The sequence below is a fragment of the Salinimicrobium sediminis genome (genome assembly GCF_900215295.1).
GTDB classification, from domain to species: domain Bacteria; phylum Bacteroidota; class Bacteroidia; order Flavobacteriales; family Flavobacteriaceae; genus Salinimicrobium; species Salinimicrobium sediminis.
The window spans coordinates 368,219-383,894 of the sequence record NZ_OCMF01000004.1 but is presented as its reverse complement, the minus strand read 5'-3'; the positions used below and the strand labels follow the sequence as shown (position 1 = coordinate 383,894).

Genomic DNA, 15,676 nt, shown 5'->3' with positions numbered 1-15,676 from the left:
GTAAGAAACAAATTAATCCACATCGCTATGGCCCTGATCAAGAACAAAACATATTACCAAAATCGTTTGGTTTTGTCATAGAAATCGAACTGACGGTTTTGAAAATTGTATCGAGAACAGAGACCCCGCATCTATCTGCCACAAATCCTTGCAACCTGTAACCTGGAACTTTTTATCTCCTATTTTTGAAAAGAGGTAAAATCTCCTCCACCGGCAGCTGCTCAATAGTTCTGCCATTTGCGGTCATCGTTTCGGCCATAAAAAGGGAATTGATAATAGCCTCTTCCGTAGCTTCGATAGCGGCCATAAAAAGCGGCGTCATCCTGTCATTATGCACGATTTCCTGTTTTAGAGTCGGGGTTTGGATCTGGTAGGGAATCCGCACGCCTTCCGCAGTAGAAAAGGCGATAATATAATCTCCGCTGCCGTTGGATACGATACCTCCGGTTTTGGCAAGCCCCAAAAATGCCCTTTTTGCCAGTCTTTCCAGGTTGCGGCTGTCCAGCGGCGCATCTGTCGCCACTATGATCATACAGGAGCCGTCAACATTGTTGAGCAATTGATTGTCAAAGGCAAAATTTTTCAGCTCTTCTCCCACCTGTACGCCATTGATCTGCAGCACCCCTCCATAATTGGATTGCACCAGCACACCTACAGTGTAGCCGCCAAGGGATTCCGGAAGTTTCCGGGAGGAGGTGCCAATTCCGCCTTTGTAACCAAAGGCTACAGTTCCCGTGCCGGCACCAATATTTCCTTCTTCAGTATTTGTTTCCGAAGCTGTTTTTATAGCCATGAGTACGTCCTCCTCAGTTAGATGCCTGCCTCGAATGTCATTGAGGTATCCGTCGTTGGTTTCTCCGACCACCGCATTTACCGACCGCACCTGTTCATTGCCCTCTAAATTCAGGGTGTAGCCAATCACCGTATTCATGGCTGTGGGCACGCTTAAGGTGTTGGTGAGGATGACAGGCGTTTCCAGGTTTCCCAGTTCGGTAATTTGGGTGCTTCCGGCAAGCTTCCCGAAACCATTGCCTACAAAAACTGCGGCGGGAACTTTCTGTTGAAAGATATTTCCGCCGTGCGCCAGGATCGCGGTTACTCCGGTCCTTACCGAATCCCCTTTAATAAGCGTGGTGTGGCCTACTTTCACTCCGGTTACATCTGTAATCGCATTTAATTCTCCGGTAGGCATAACACCAATCTCGATGCCCAGTTCCCGTGGCCGCTGTTGTGCTCCAACTAATAGGGTGGTGACCAGAAAAAGAAGCCCGGTAAAAATTACTTTTTTCATAGGTAAGGTATAAAGGCTTCAAGATAAATTATTTCCGGAAAAGATGATTTTTTAAAGCTTAAACTGTTGAATGTTAGATTTGTCATTTTTGGTCGTATCTTTGCAGCCGCCAAAGAAAGACCTTCTTTTCAAAACCTCACAGGTTTTGGAAACCTGTGAGGTTTAAATGGTGGAGAAGTTAAGCGTATGAGAACAAAGTCATTAAAAAAGAACAGGATCAATGTGGTCACTCTGGGCTGCAGCAAGAACGTGTATGACAGTGAAGTGTTGATGGGCCAGCTAAAGGCTAACAACAAGGATGTGGTGCATGAGCAGGAGGGAAATATCGTGGTGATCAACACCTGTGGCTTTATTGATAACGCTAAAGAGGAGTCGGTAAATACCATTTTAGAGTATGTAGAAGCCAAGGAGCAGGGCACGGTGGACAAGGTTTTTGTTACCGGCTGCCTCAGTGAGCGCTACAAGCCCGATCTTATTAAAGAGATTCCCAACGTAGATCAATACTTCGGAACTACCGAACTCCCGGAACTGCTTGCAGCCCTGGAAGCCGATTATAAGCACGAACTGGTGGGAGAACGGCTCACTACGACTCCTAAAAATTATGCATATCTCAAAATCGCTGAAGGTTGCGACAGACCTTGTTCTTTTTGTGCGATCCCGTTAATGCGTGGAAAGCATAGATCGACTCCTATTGAAGACCTGGTGACCGAAGCTAAGAAACTTGCAGCACAGGGGGTGAAAGAGCTTATCCTTATTGCGCAGGATCTTACTTATTACGGCCTTGATCTTTATAAAAAGAGAAATCTGGCCGAACTTCTTGAAAATCTGGTAAAGGTGGAAGGCATTGAATGGATCAGGTTGCATTACGCATTCCCAACAGGATTCCCTATGGATGTGCTTGAGGTGATGAAGCGGGAGCCTAAGATCTGTAACTACCTGGATATTCCGTTACAACATATTTCTGATGACCTGCTGAAGTCTATGCGTCGCGGAACCACTCATGAAAAGACAACCAATCTGCTGAAGGAATTTCGTAAAGCGGTGCCTGAAATGGCAATTAGAACCACTCTTATTGTTGGTTATCCGGGAGAGACTGAAGCTCATTTTGAAGAGCTGAAGCAGTGGGTAAAAGACATGCGTTTTGAACGTCTTGGATGTTTTGCCTATTCCCACGAAGAAAATACCCACGCATACAACCTGAAGGATGATGTGCCGCAGGAAGTAAAGCAGGAGAGAGCAAATGGAATCATGGAAATTCAGTCGCAGATCTCCTGGGAACTGAATCAGCAAAAGATAGGGCAGACCTTTAGAGTGGTGATCGACAGGAAAGAGGGAGAACATTACGTAGGTAGGACCGAATTTGATTCTCCAGATGTAGATAATGAAGTACTTATTGACGCCACAAAAATCTATCTTAAGACCGGGGAATTCTATGATGTCCTGATCACAGATGCCGCCGATTTTGACCTTTTTGGAGAGCCTGTGAATGCGAATGTAGAGAAGCCTAAGCGGAAAGTGCTATTTAAGCAGTAAGACAGTGCGCAGTCTTTAGTAGGCAGTAAAGCTGAAAATATCCAAACCTGCAAGGTCTTTCTTTGACCTTGTAGGTTTTGTTTTTTGAAGCCACGAATACACGAATATTTTTTTCAGAACCTAATAGCAGGTAACCAAAAGAGACCTACAAGGTTCTAAAAAACCTTGCAGGTCCTGCAAGATCTCAATACTCAATACTAACTACTCAATACTCAATACTAACTACTCAATACTCAATACTAACTACTCAATACTATCTATGCCACCGTGATCTCCTCGGTCAAATACACCTCCTGTACGCTTCTTAAAATCTCCACACCATCCTTCATTGGCCTTTGAAATGCCTTGCGCCCCATGATGAGTCCGCAGCCGCCGGCGCGCTTGTTGATCACAGCAGTCTTTACAGCCGCTTTAAAATCGGAATCTCCCTGGGAGCCTCCTCCGGAATTGATGAGGCCGATCTTACCCATATAACAATTTGCCACCTGGAACCTGCACAGGTCGATGGGATGATCTGTAGTAAGGCTGTTGTACATGTCTTCAGAATGTTTACCAAAGTTGATATCGCGAAACCCGAAGTTGGTTTCCGGCAGTTTCTGTTTGATGACATCGGCTTTAATGGTGACGCCAATATGATTTGCCTGCCCGGTAAGATCGGCGGCAGAGTGATAATCCTTTCCGTCCTTTTTAAATGCTGAATTTCGGGTGTAACACCAAAGGATAGTTGCCATTCCTAATTGATGGGCCTCTTCAAAAGCTGCAGCAATCTCCTGGATTTGCCTGGTGCTTTCTTCGCTTCCGAAGTAAATGGTGGCACCAATTGCAGTTGCACCCATATCCCATGCCTCGCGCACACTTCCAAAGGGGATCTGGTCATACTTATTAGGATAGGTAAGGAGCTCGTTATGGTTGATCTTTACTATAAAAGGAATTTTATGTGCATACTTGCGGGCGTGGAGTGCAAGGCCGCCAAAAGTAGAGGCAACTCCATTACAGCCGGCTTCTATGGCCAGTTTAATGATGTTTTCGGGATCAAAATAATCCTGGTTCTTGTAAAATGAGGCTGCAGCGGTATGTTCTATTCCCTGATCCACGGGCAGGATGTTGAGGTAGCCTGTTCCCCCCAGGGCTCCATGGTTGTAAAGCTGTGCCAGACTTTTAAGCACCTGCGGGTTCCGGTCGCTTTCAGAAAAATTATTTACAGTGTGAGGCCCAGGCAGGGTAAGTCGCTTTTTTGAGATCCTGGTGCTCTCATGTTCCAGCAAATAGGAAGCTTCATCTTCGAGAAGTTCAATGATCTTGTTTAGATTACTCATAAGATAAGGGTTTGATTGGTTGAAATATATCCTATGAAGCTGAAGTTAAGATTTTTAGCTCATAAGCCTTGGCTGTGCCTTCTTAAATTATGTTTAAAATCAGTGATACTTATAAAAGATGGCGTCGTCAAACGGAGTCCAAAGACAGGCCGGAAGACCTGCTTCTTTGAGGCCGTTATTGACCCAGGTGTTGCAGGTATAAAAGGCATTGAGAGATCTTTTGGCATGAAAAAAGGCATCATTTTGATTATAATGAAGATCTGGCACAGGTTTTACCTTTCCCGAAAAGTCCTTCTGAAAACTCCATTTCACATACTCCACAAGCTTTTTATACTCTTCCCGACTTACGCTTATGGAAACCGTTGGTTCTAACAGCCGGGGCATATTTTCAAATTCCACATGCATGGCACTAGGAGTAGGCATAAAAACGGCTCTCATTGCGGTGGGAAAGGTTAGATCTTCCCACTCGGGCGTATTCTGGTAAAAATCGAGGTCTCCCCAGCCAAAGGAGACGTAATCGTAATTGCCTTTTTTGGAGAGGGTGTAGCTGGAATCTACCAGTTGTTCCCAGTTCATGATCTCATTTTTCTTCGGAAAGATGAAATCTGTATGCACGCCGTTGGTACGCAGGTAAATTGTGATATGGCCATCAGGCTCCCATCCCCGGTTTACGGGAATAGCCGATCCTATTAGTGCTCCTACAAAATACAGCAACATTAGCATCAAAAATGCCAGCAGGCCTTTAGCGAAGAATTTTATAATCCTGATGATCATTCCCTGCTGTTCATATGGAGAAGGTCTTTTAGTGCTTTTTTAAAGATCTCAATTTCTTCAAGAGTGTTGTAGGGGGCAAATCCAATCCTTATCCACCCTCCGGTATCCATCACGGGAAAGACTTCGGCCATTGTGGAAGCGTAGAAATGGCCGTCTGCAATGCATAGGTTGTATTTTTCGGCAAAGAATTCCGTAGCCTTCCGGGAATGAATCCCTTTGATCTTGAAAGCAAAAGTAGGAGTCTTTATTACTTCTTTCGGCGCCCTGTAGAGGTCGATTTCCGGAATGGATTCGAGGAAATTTTGCAATTCCTCCATCAGTTTGTCCTCGTGGGCTTCGATGACCTTCATCCCGGCCTGCAGGCGCTGCCGCCGGTTCTCACCTGTGCCCAGGCTTTCTATAAAGCTGATGGTGCCGCAAAGTCCGGCTATAGCTTCATGATTTTGTGTGCCCGTTTCCAGTTTATAGGGAATGTCATTAGGGGCCGGTTGTAACTTCGGAAAACTTAAGGCCTCAAAAAGGTGTTTTTTAATGGCTGCTATTCCCAGGTGAGGACCAAAGAATTTATAAGCCGAGCAGAAGAGGATATCGCTCTGAAGCTCCTGAAAATCCACAGAGAAATGAGGCACAGCATGAACGGCATCTGCTATAGTGATCGCATTAACCTTTTTTGCTCTTTCAAAAATGTGTTTGGCCTCATTTTTAGTTCCTGTAAGATTGGAGGAGAGGCCAATGGCTACCATTTTTGTTTTTTCTGTAATTATGGAATCCAGGCCCCGGAGATCCAGAGTTAGCTTCTCCCGGTCAACCGGAATAAATTTGACTGTAGCTCCGGTTTCTTTTGCTAAAAATATCCAGGGATCTACGTTCGCTCTGTGATCAAGTTGAGTGACCACGATCTCGTCACCTTTTTTCAGGAGAGGCCTCAAACTTGTTGCCACCTGGTAAGCAAGACTGGTCATATTTTGCCCAAAAGCAACTTCTTTATCAGAACAGTTCAGCAGATCGGCCACTGCCTGTTTGGCTTCTTCCAATAGTGCATCTGTTTTTATGCTCGTGGAAAAGGTGCCATGAAGGTTAGCCATGCCGGTTTCGATATACTCCAGCATCCTGTCAATACAGCCTTGCACCATTTGAGTGCCGCCGGGGCCATCAAAGTAAACAGGGAATACCTGATCTTTATTTTTAAACCTTAAAGCCGGAAACTGAGCCCGTACCTCTTCTACCGAAAAATTATGTTTTTTCATGCTTCTTTCTTTTTTTGTAATCCATAAAAATATAAAGTCCGTAAAGGACCGCTCCCAAGCCTCCAATCCAATATAGCCCATTTTCCAGTTTATCTACATCTGTCGAAAAATAGCCGACAGCAAGAGACAGGGGGATCATGCCGGCATAGGTGGCCATAATAAATTTTTTGTAGCTCATTCTAAAAATTCCGGCAATGAAGCTAATGGCATCATTGGAAAAGAATGGTGAGATCCTGAAAAGGACTACAGTTCCAAAACTGTAATTTTTGATCCAGTATTTCCATTTTTCATAGTTCTTGTTTCCCAGGATTCCCTTGAATTTTTTCCCTATGAAAAAACCTATAGTAGAAGCAATACCTACTCCAATGAGGTTGATCAACACCCCCCACCAAAAGCCGTAAGCCAAAACTCCAACAATGATAGGAAGCCAGGAAGGAAAGATGATAAGGAACATTTGCAGGATGATAAAAACAATGATGGCAAGAGGACCCAAAACCCCAAATTGCTTCACATAATCCCTGATTCTTTCACGGTCTTCACTCAGCAGTACATTCCAGGCCTCTTTCACTGCTTCCCGGAAAGGATCATGATAAAAATAAAGGATCACCAGAAAAATCAGGACACTTCCGCTAAGGATAAAGGAAAGGTACTTCTGTAAAAAGTTTTTGCTCACACTCCGGGATACTTAAGTACCAAGTTAGAAAAAATTATTCAGCAGCTCCTTAAGCCAAATTTTTAAAATCTTAAACTTTAGTTTAAGTTGTGGTAACACTGCTTTTAATTAGAAATGGCACCTTTGAATACTCATATATTCTTAATTTTTGTCGATTGTGATGTATGACGTAAGGTTGCCCTTTCCGGGCAACCTTTTTACTTATTGATAATTTGGAGTTAACCTTTAGGTAACATACGAATTCGTTCTTTGCAGTGACAAAAATTAAGATCATGAGCATTAGAACCGGCTGGGTTACAGTAATTACGCTAATTCTTTCTATTCAAATTTATGGACAGGAGATTACAGGGAACAAATTTGGTAAAGGCCTCATTAATATAGAGGCGCAGGACAGCTCTTACAGCATGAAGATGGGATTGCGAATGCAATCTCTCTTTACTTCTGACTGGGGTATTACCGAGGAGGATGGGTTTGGTGATGCAGAATCTGCTTTCCTCATAAGAAGGGCCAGGTTAAAATTTGATGGTTATGCCTATTCTCCAAAGTTGAAGTATAAGGTACAGCTGGGGCTCGCTAACAGGGATATGTCCGGAGCTTCCGAATTTACCCGTAATACCCCCCGCTTTATTCTTGATGCGGTGGTGATGTGGAATTTTTATGAAAATTTCGAATTATGGGTAGGACAGACTAAACTGCCGGGCAACAGGGAGCAGTTGATCTCTTCGGGTAGTTTGGAAACAGTTGACAGGTCGCTGGTGAACAGCAATTTTAACCTGGGACGTGAAATGGGCCTTCAGTTACACCATGAGACGAACCTGGGTGGGGACTTTCTTTTAAAGGAAGCAGTTTCCATATCTCAGGGAGAAGGAAGAAATATTACTTCAGCAAATTTAGGAGGTCATTTATACATGGGGCGTCTTGAATTCCTGCCATTCGGGGATTTTGATTCCTACTCTGGTGGCGACCTGGACCGGGAAGCAACTCCAAAACTTGCTGTAGGGGTAAGTTATGCCTATAACAACAATGCGGTACAGACAGAATCGAATGCCGGAGATTATATGCTTACCGACACCGGCTTCTACCAAACCGATATCTCCACGCTTTTTTTAGATGCCATGTTCAAATATCAGGGATTTTCTTTGATGGGAGAGTATGGGCACAGGTCTGCAGATGATGCTTTTGCCAGGAATTCAGATAGCTCCCTTACCGGCGATGTCGTTAATATCGGGGACGGCTTTAATCTACAGGCAGGATATTTATTTCCAAATAGCATTCAGGTAGTAGGAAGATATACTACAATTGATCTCGATGACAGTATTTCGCAAGTAGTTGAAAATCAGTATACCTTTGCGATTTCTAAGTATATTGCCAAGCATAAACTTAAGGTGCAAACAGACCTAAGCTATACAGATATGAACCTTGGCCTCGAAGACGGCCTTACATACAGACTGCAATTAGAACTTCAACTATAACAAAAAAATCATGAAAAAAATCATTCTATTAACAGCACTAACAATTTCCCTGGTTTCCTGCGGAAATAACAAGAAAGACAAGGAAGCCTCTTCTATCAATATAGATGGTTCCAGTACAGTTTATCCCGTGACCGAGGCGATAGCCGAAGAGTACAGGTCAGTAGATAGCGATGTGGATGTTACTATCGGAGTATCGGGAACCGGTGGAGGTTTTCAAAAATTTGGAAGAGGGGAGACTGATATTTCCAACGCCTCCAGACCTATTAAAGAGGATGAAAAGAAGATCGCGGAAAGCAACAATATAGACTTCGTGGAACTGGAAGTAGCTTATGATGGTCTTGCAGTAGTGGTAAACCCCGAGAATGACTGGGTGGATTGTTTTACTGTAGAACAACTTAGAAAGATATGGGAACCTTCTGCACAGGGAACAATTACCCGCTGGAACCAGATCGATCCTTCCTGGCCCGATGAGGAAATTCACCTTTTTGGCCCCGGAGTTGCTTCAGGAACATTTGACTATTTTACAGAAGCTGTCGTGGGTAAAAGCGGAAGCAGCAGGGGAGATTATACTGCAAGTGAAGATGATAATGTACTGGTACAGGGAGTTTCGGGAGACAAATACGGACTAGGATTCTTTGGTCTTGCCTATTACGAAGAGAACGCTGACAAATTAAGAATGGTGGCAGTAGACGGAGGTGAAGGCTGTGTTGAACCTTCTACTGAGACCGTAAGCAACGGTACCTACGCACCTCTTTCAAGGCCTTTATTTGTCTATGTGAATAGTTCATCTGTACAAAATAATCCAAAGGTTGTGGATTTCATTAATTTCTATCTTGATGAAGCTCCATCCTTGTTAAAAGATGTAGGTTATGTGCCTTTAACTTCAGAAGAGTACAAGGAACAAAAGGAAAAGTTCAACGCTTTTGTTGAAAAACACCAGAAGTAAATCAAAAATTAAAGGAAATCACCGGGGTCCGGAAGGACTCTGGTTTTTCCGCATAACCTGATTTTCTATGCGAAAATTAAAAGAAGCGGTAATTGAAAAGACACTCCTTTCGAGTGCCCTGGTTACTATAGCTGTTACTGCTGGTATTATTGTGGTGCTTTCCATTGAGGCAATAAATTTCTTCAGGGAAGTATCCATAATTGATTTCCTTACAGACACGCAATGGACACCGCTGTTTACAGATAAACATTTTGGGATCCTTCCGCTTTTATCGGGAACTTTACTTACCTCTTTTATTGCCATCGTCTTTGCGGTGCCTGTGGGGCTTTCAATAAGTATATATATCAGTGAATATGCTCCCCAAAGTTTCAGGAAAACCATTAAGCCGGCTTTAGAGTTACTTGCCGCTGTACCTACTGTGGTATATGGATTCTTTGCCTTAACGGTAGTAACTCCATTCCTGCAGACTTTTATTCCCGGGCTGTCCAGTTTTAATTCTCTTTCTGCAGGCCTGGTAATGGGAATAATGATCATCCCCTTCATCTCCTCTTTAAGTGAAGATGCTTTACATGCAGTACCTAATTCTTTAAGAGAGGCGGGATATGGTATGGGATCCACAAAACTTCAGAATGCATTCAGGATATTGGTTCCGGCAGCTTCTTCAGGAATTATTGTTTCCATAATCCTCGCAATTTCCCGCGCCATTGGGGAAACCATGATCGTGGCAATTGCCGCAGGGCAACAACCAAGGTTAACTTTAGACCCAACTGTTCCCGTGGAGACTATAACTGCATACATCGTGCAGGTGAGTTTAGGGGACGTACAGCATGGCTCGCTGGAATACCGAACCATTTTTGCAGCAGGGATCACCTTATTTATTTTCACCTTTCTGCTTAATACGATTAGTTATCAAATAAGGAAAAAATTCAGGGAGAAGTATGAATAGGATTAAGAAAAACCGGTTCAAGGATCAGGCTTTTAAGCTCTGGGGAATTTTTTGCACCTTATTAGGAATTGTTCTTCTTTCAATTTTTATAGGTTCGATCCTGGTAGACGGGATCCAGAGAATTGACTGGGACTTTATCACAAGCCTTCCTTCAAGAAAAGCTGAAAGAGCGGGTATTTACACCGCTTTAATGGGCAGTGTGTGGATTCTGGTACTCACAACCATTATCGCACTGCCTGTAGGAATAGCGGCTGCTATTTACCTGGAAGAGTATGCTAAAAAGAACAAGCTATCTTCTCTTCTGGAGATCAATATTTCGAATCTTGCAGGGGTGCCATCAATTATTTACGGATTATTAGGTTTAGAGATATTTGTGAGAGTAATGCAAATGGGAGCAAGTGTGCTGGCAGGAAGTTTCACCCTTGCCCTGTTAATTTTACCTATAGTTATTGTTTCAACCCGGGAGGCTTTAAAGGCTGTTCCTAAATCGATAAGAGACGCCTCCTTTGCTTTAGGTGCTTCCAAATGGCAAACGGTTTCGAGGCAATTATTGCCGGCCTCATCGGGGGGAATATTGACAGGGATCATCCTGGCGCTTTCGAGAGCTGTTGGAGAAACTGCACCATTAATTGTAATTGGCGCCCTGGCTTATGTGCCATTCGCGCCGGAATCACCTATGGATGAATTTTCGGTTCTGCCAATCCAGATCTTTAACTGGATTTCCAGGCCGCAGCATGGGTTTGAAATCAACGCGGCAGCAGCCATCATCATCCTTTTGTTCATCACCTTTGTAATGAATGCTATTGCAGTTTATTTTAGAAACAGGTGGCAGAGTAAATTTAAATAAATGAAAGAAAATCAAGATAAAATAGAGACTCCCGTTAGGAAAAAGCATAAGCTTCAGGCTAAAGAAGTGAAAGTTTTTTATGATGATTTCATGGCTATTAAAGGCATTGACATGAACATCAGGGCAAATAAGATAACGGCTTTTATTGGACCCTCGGGTTGCGGGAAATCGACCTTCCTTAGGCTGTTCAACCGTATGAATGACTATGTTGATGGTTTTAGAATGGAAGGAAATATCCTTATCGACGGAGAAAATATATATAAGAAGAATATCAACGTAGAGCAGCTTAGGAAGCAGGTGGGGATGGTATTCCAAAAACCAAACCCGTTCCCGAAATCCATCTATGAAAATGTGGCTTACGGGTTAAAGATCCAGGGTATTAAAGATAAAAGTTATCTTAAGGACAAAGTAGAAGATTCGCTTAAGCAGGTTGGGCTTTGGAATGAGGTAAAAGAGGATATTAATAAATCTGCTCTCGCCTTATCGGGTGGGCAGCAACAAAGGCTTTGTATTGCCCGTACCCTGGCGGTAGAGCCTTCCATAATCCTTATGGATGAACCTACCTCTGCCTTAGATCCCATCTCTACTGCCAAGATCGAGGAGCTTATTTATGAGTTAAAACAAAAGTACACTATAGTTATTGTTACCCACAACATGCAGCAGGCAGGGAGGATTAGTGATTATACCGCATTCTTCTATATGGGAGAGCTCATTGAATATGATAAGTCAAAAAAGTTATTTACCAATCCCGAAAAACAGCAAACCGAGAATTATATTACCGGTAGATTCGGATAAATCTTTAGATATATGATAAGTTTAGACCAACATAGGGAAGCCCTGAACCAGTCGGGATTAGAAATGCTGGAGCTTTGTATAAAGCAGCTGGAAAATGCACAGGAGGCTTTCTTTAATCATGATAGCGATCTTGCCGAAGAGGTTTTACATACAGAGAATAGGGTAAATGCCCTGGATCTCAAAATTGATCGTGATTGTGAGCGTTTTATCGCCTTGCACAATCCTGTTGCCAGCGATCTTCGGTTTGTTTTAGCACTAAGAAAGATCAATTTTGACCTCGAGCGGGTTGGAGATCATGCCTACGGAATTTCTAACTACATCGTAAAGATCGATACCAAGATAGAGCCCAGACTTTTAGAAAGGATGCGGGTGGAGGAGATGTTTACCACTGCTTTATCCATGCTTGATGATATCACTCTTGCCTATACAGAATCTGATACTAAGGTGGCAAGAAAGGTATTTAAAAAGGATAAGATCCTGAATGATATCAACATGAAATCTTTTGCTATTATTTCTGAAGAAGTAAAGGCAGATCCACAGGTGATCGATCAGGTGATGTTGTTATTTTCGGTGATCAAAAAAGTAGAAAGAATAGGGGATCTTATTACTAATATTGCTGAAGAGATCATCTTCTTCAGAGAAGCTGAGGTCCTGAAGCACCGCAAGAAGAAAGGCGGAAAGAAGAAAGATTCATAGGTGAAGCACCAAATTTCAAGTACCAAATTTCAATTGGATTTGAGAATATGAAGATTTGAGAATTTGAATGTTAGAATTAATGATGGGTAAATTATCCTGTAAACCAGTCATGTCTTGTAGGGACGAAATATAATTTGTCTCAAAAAAACCAATTTAATCCCCTTTCTGTGTCCCTTTGCTTTCCGAATCTCCCTCTCTAAATTCAGGGTGTAATAAAAAATGCCCGGAATCTCCGGGCATTTTTTATTATGATCATATTAATCCTTAGACCTTAGGCTTTCAACCTTCCAAAGGGTTATTTTACCTCCCCATTAAGCAAAACCGGTTTTCCAAAACCTAACTGTTCAAGACGATCCAGCTGGGTTGCTGCATCTCCTACGATCAGGTAATACATTTTATTTGGATCAACATACTTTTCGGCCAGGGCCTTGATCTGTGGAACAGTAATTTTTCTTACTGTTTCTTCCTGCTGTAATACAAAGTCCTTAGGCCTGTTAAAGTTGCTTATTTCTCTAAGCATCTGCAGTTTTGAACCTAAAGTTTCAAATTTACGGGCGTTACTTTTGGTCATGAAACCTTTGGTAACCTCCAGGTCCTGCTCATTAAAATTCTTCGGATAATTTTCCAGGATCTGCTTTACAAGGTCCACAGCTTCATAAGTAATGTTGGAACGCACGCCGCTGGAGATCAAAAAAGGACCTTTTAAGGTGCTGCCGTCAAATCCTGAACGTATTCCGTAAGTATAACCTTTTCCTTCTCTGAGTTCCTGAGTGAGTTGTGAAGCAAAACTTCCACCGCCCAAACGATAGTTCATGATAGTAGCCGGAAAGAAATCTTCATCTGTCTCTGCCAGGGCAGGATACCCTATATGCAGTACAGATTGCTTTGCACCAGGTACGTCATAGAAATACACCCTGGATTTTTCCGGAGCGGCCAATTCCGGAAGGTCTTTAAAATTCACCTTTTTGACACTCCAATCTGCGGTCAGGTCCTTCACTCCTGTCACCGCACGATCCTGTTCAATATCTCCCACGACAAGAAAAGAGGCAAGGTTAGGGGACAGGTTATTGGTGTAATAATCCTGGAGGTCTTTCATTGTGATTCTTTGCACCGATTCTTCTGTGCCAAGATTGTCATTGGCCAGGATGTGACTGGTGCCATAAATAAGCTTTTTAAACTCATTGGCAGCTATGTTATTCGGAGAGGCTTTTTGCTGCTGAATCCGGCTTATCACCTGTTGCTTTGTAAGCTCAAACTCTTCAGTATCCCAACGTGGTTCTAAAAGGATCTCTTCTACAAGAGCCAGGGTCGCTTCGTAATTTTTAGAAAGTGTGCTGCCGCTAATAATGATCTTTTCATCTGTGGCATTCACCCTAATCGTTGCGCCCAACAGCTCAATGGCTTCCTCAAGCTCCTGCGGAGTCTTATTCCTGGTGCCTTTGGTCAACAAATTGGCGAGTAGATTTGAAACCCCTGTTGTGGAAGGATCTTCCAGCAACATTCCGCCTTTAATCTCCAACATGAATTGCACCAGCGGCACTTCAGAATTAGTGATCCCGTAGATCTCCAGTCCGTTAGAAAGGTTTTCTTCCCAAATCTCCGGAACCTTTACCTTAGGGCTGTTGCCATAAGGAGGTTCTACGGTACGATCAAAACTGGAAGGAGTTCTCTCATAAGTCACTTCCTCTTCCAAATCAAATTCCTGTTCGGCTCCCATCACGATCTGCTCCTCTTCAACTTCAGCAAGCTGCGAATTTTCCAGCGCAAACTCTGTCTGACCTTTTGGAACAAAACTGGTAACCACAAATGGTTTATCCTGCACATATTTTTTATAAACTCTCATCACATCTTCGGGAGTGACAGCAAGAATGAAATCGATTTCTTTATTGATCATATTGGGATCATTGGCGAAAATTTCATATTGTGCAAGTTGAAAACCTTTGCCTAAAACACTGGAAAGACTATTGTAAAATGCAGTTTCCTGCCCGGCTTTGATACGTTTCAGGTCTTTTTCTGAAATACCTTCTGCTTCAAATTTTTTGAAGGTTTTTTCTACGGCAGCGTGAACACTATCCAGATCCTTTCCATCGTAGGCCTGAATTTCCATCATCAGCTGTCCCGCCAGTTCTGAAGTGTAATTGTACATCTGCACGTTAGGGGTGAGCTTTTGTTCTGCTACCAATTCCTTATAAAAGGGGGCATTCTTTCCATCGGCCAAATAACTAGCCAATACTTCCAGGGCATAGGCATCTTTGTGATATGAAGGTACAGTTGGCCATGCATAGGTAAGCTCGGGCAGGCGAGCAAAATTGTCTTCGTAATACAACTTTTTGATCTGTTGCAGGTTGGCAGGTTGTTTTTCAAGTTCAGGAATTGCAGGGCCTCTTTTGATCTCCCCAAAATATTTTTCTACCCATCCCTTTGCCTGATCCTTATCAAAATCCCCGGCAACGGTAAGAATTACGTTATTCGGAACATACCAGCGGTTAAAGAATTCCTTTACGTCTCCTAAAGTGGCATTTTGCAAGTCTTCAAGAGAACCAATTACCTGCCAGTTGTAGGGATGATCTTTGGGATAAAGATTCTTGTCGATGACATATTGGGTATGGCCGTAAGGACGGTTGTCAACACTTTGTCTTTTTTCGTTTTTCACCACCTGCTTTTCTTTTGCGAGTACAGGTTCAGTAACCGTGTTGATGAAGTAGCCCAGTTTATCGGCCTCTGCCCAGAGCATTTTCTCCAGGGCGTCATTAGGTACTGTCTGGAAATAGTTGGTGCGGTCGCGGCTGGTGGAACCATTAGCACCACTTCCTCCAATACGCGCACTAAGTTTATCCAGTCCGCCTTTCCCGAGGTTTTCAGACTCCAGGAATAACAGGTGCTCAAAAAGGTGAGCAAAACCTGTTCTTCCTTCCTTTTCACGGGAAGAACCTACATGGCTGGTCAAGGCTACGGCCACAACAGGATCAGAACGATCTACGTGAAAAATCACTTTTAATCCGTTATCAAGAGTGAAGGTTTCAAAATCTACTTCAAAACCGGTTGCTTCAGCGACTTGCTGAGACCAGGCTTGTCCTGCCACAATAGTGAACAGGAAAGCCAGAATATGAAATTTAATTGATCTCATTCAGAATTTATTT

General features: G+C 43.1%; 13 protein-coding genes. 7 read left to right on the top strand and 6 right to left on the bottom strand.

What is annotated here, in order from left to right; all coding sequences use genetic code 11:
- Positions 1 to 172: 172 nt before the first annotated feature.
- Positions 173 to 1,291 carry a DmpA family aminopeptidase gene (locus CRO16_RS14665; RefSeq protein WP_097057139.1) on the bottom strand — a complete coding sequence of 373 codons (1,119 nt, stop codon included), beginning with the start codon at positions 1,289 to 1,291 and terminating at the stop codon, positions 173 to 175.
- 186 nt (positions 1,292 to 1,477) lie between these two features.
- Here CRO16_RS14665 and rimO point away from each other — a divergent pair, with 186 nt between their 5' ends.
- Positions 1,478 to 2,824 (top strand): 30S ribosomal protein S12 methylthiotransferase RimO, encoded by a 1,347-nt coding sequence (gene rimO / locus CRO16_RS14660; protein WP_097057138.1) that lies wholly within the window; start codon positions 1,478 to 1,480, stop codon positions 2,822 to 2,824.
- A 257-nt stretch (positions 2,825 to 3,081) separates the two neighbouring features.
- Here the strand turns inward: rimO and CRO16_RS14655 are convergent, their stop codons facing one another.
- From CRO16_RS14655 to CRO16_RS14640, 4 genes are all read right to left on the bottom strand, one after another.
- A complete protein-coding gene (locus tag CRO16_RS14655) occupies positions 3,082 to 4,140 on the bottom strand; it encodes a class I fructose-bisphosphate aldolase (protein WP_097057137.1) in 1,059 nt (352 codons plus the stop codon).
- A gap of 99 nt (positions 4,141 to 4,239) precedes the next feature.
- Positions 4,240 to 4,914 (bottom strand): TIGR02117 family protein, encoded by a 675-nt coding sequence (locus tag CRO16_RS14650; protein WP_097057136.1) that lies wholly within the window; start codon positions 4,912 to 4,914, stop codon positions 4,240 to 4,242.
- Positions 4,911 to 6,161, bottom strand: coding sequence for a cysteine desulfurase-like protein (locus CRO16_RS14645; RefSeq protein WP_097057135.1), 1,251 nt, complete (start codon positions 6,159 to 6,161; stop codon positions 4,911 to 4,913). Before CRO16_RS14645 ends, CRO16_RS14650 begins: the two co-directional genes overlap by 4 nt.
- Positions 6,148 to 6,834 (bottom strand): TVP38/TMEM64 family protein, encoded by a 687-nt coding sequence (locus tag CRO16_RS14640; RefSeq protein WP_097057134.1) that lies wholly within the window; start codon positions 6,832 to 6,834, stop codon positions 6,148 to 6,150. The genes CRO16_RS14645 and CRO16_RS14640 overlap by 14 nt, the downstream gene beginning before the upstream one ends.
- A 272-nt stretch (positions 6,835 to 7,106) precedes the next feature.
- On the opposite strand from CRO16_RS14640, the gene CRO16_RS14635 reads away from it, so the two are divergent.
- The 6 genes from CRO16_RS14635 (at position 7,107) to phoU (ending at position 12,536) form a co-directional block, all read left to right on the top strand.
- A complete protein-coding gene (locus tag CRO16_RS14635) occupies positions 7,107 to 8,306 on the top strand; it encodes a porin (protein WP_097057133.1) in 1,200 nt (399 codons plus the stop codon).
- 10 nt (positions 8,307 to 8,316) lie between these two features.
- Positions 8,317 to 9,252, top strand: coding sequence for a PstS family phosphate ABC transporter substrate-binding protein (locus CRO16_RS14630; RefSeq protein ID WP_097057132.1), 936 nt, complete (start codon positions 8,317 to 8,319; stop codon positions 9,250 to 9,252).
- 67 nt (positions 9,253 to 9,319) lie between these two features.
- The gene (gene pstC, locus CRO16_RS14625; protein ID WP_097057131.1) at positions 9,320 to 10,198 is read left to right on the top strand and encodes a phosphate ABC transporter permease subunit PstC; all 879 of its coding nucleotides are present in this window, start codon (positions 9,320 to 9,322) and stop codon (positions 10,196 to 10,198) included.
- Positions 10,191 to 11,045 (top strand): phosphate ABC transporter permease PstA, encoded by an 855-nt coding sequence (gene pstA, locus CRO16_RS14620; RefSeq protein ID WP_097057130.1) that lies wholly within the window; start codon positions 10,191 to 10,193, stop codon positions 11,043 to 11,045. The genes pstC and pstA overlap by 8 nt, the downstream gene beginning before the upstream one ends.
- On the top strand, positions 11,046 to 11,840 hold the full coding sequence (pstB, locus tag CRO16_RS14615) for a phosphate ABC transporter ATP-binding protein PstB (protein ID WP_097057129.1): 795 nt from the start codon (positions 11,046 to 11,048) through the stop codon (positions 11,838 to 11,840).
- A 12-nt stretch (positions 11,841 to 11,852) separates the two neighbouring features.
- Positions 11,853 to 12,536, top strand: a complete 684-nt coding sequence (gene phoU, locus CRO16_RS14610) for a phosphate signaling complex protein PhoU (RefSeq protein ID WP_097057128.1) — start codon at positions 11,853 to 11,855, stop codon at positions 12,534 to 12,536.
- A gap of 295 nt (positions 12,537 to 12,831) precedes the next feature.
- On the opposite strand, the gene CRO16_RS14605 is transcribed toward phoU, so the two are convergent.
- Positions 12,832 to 15,663 carry a M16 family metallopeptidase gene (locus CRO16_RS14605; RefSeq protein WP_097057127.1) on the bottom strand — a complete coding sequence of 944 codons (2,832 nt, stop codon included), beginning with the start codon at positions 15,661 to 15,663 and terminating at the stop codon, positions 12,832 to 12,834.
- Positions 15,664 to 15,676: the final 13 nt, after the last annotated feature.

Coding starts and splice junctions, on each gene's coding strand:
- CRO16_RS14665 (WP_097057139.1), bottom strand. CDS start 1,291: ATGAAAAAAGTAATTTTTACCGGGCTTCTTTTTCTGGTCACCACCCTA.
- rimO (WP_097057138.1), top strand. CDS start 1,478: ATGAGAACAAAGTCATTAAAAAAGAACAGGATCAATGTGGTCACTCTG.
- CRO16_RS14655 (WP_097057137.1), bottom strand. CDS start 4,140: ATGAGTAATCTAAACAAGATCATTGAACTTCTCGAAGATGAAGCTTCC.
- CRO16_RS14650 (WP_097057136.1), bottom strand. CDS start 4,914: ATGATCATCAGGATTATAAAATTCTTCGCTAAAGGCCTGCTGGCATTT.
- CRO16_RS14645 (WP_097057135.1), bottom strand. CDS start 6,161: ATGAAAAAACATAATTTTTCGGTAGAAGAGGTACGGGCTCAGTTTCCG.
- CRO16_RS14635 (WP_097057133.1), top strand. CDS start 7,107: ATGAGCATTAGAACCGGCTGGGTTACAGTAATTACGCTAATTCTTTCT.
- CRO16_RS14630 (WP_097057132.1), top strand. CDS start 8,317: ATGAAAAAAATCATTCTATTAACAGCACTAACAATTTCCCTGGTTTCC.
- pstC (WP_097057131.1), top strand. CDS start 9,320: ATGCGAAAATTAAAAGAAGCGGTAATTGAAAAGACACTCCTTTCGAGT.
- pstA (WP_097057130.1), top strand. CDS start 10,191: ATGAATAGGATTAAGAAAAACCGGTTCAAGGATCAGGCTTTTAAGCTC.
- pstB (WP_097057129.1), top strand. CDS start 11,046: ATGAAAGAAAATCAAGATAAAATAGAGACTCCCGTTAGGAAAAAGCAT.
- phoU (WP_097057128.1), top strand. CDS start 11,853: ATGATAAGTTTAGACCAACATAGGGAAGCCCTGAACCAGTCGGGATTA.
- CRO16_RS14605 (WP_097057127.1), bottom strand. CDS start 15,663: ATGAGATCAATTAAATTTCATATTCTGGCTTTCCTGTTCACTATTGTG.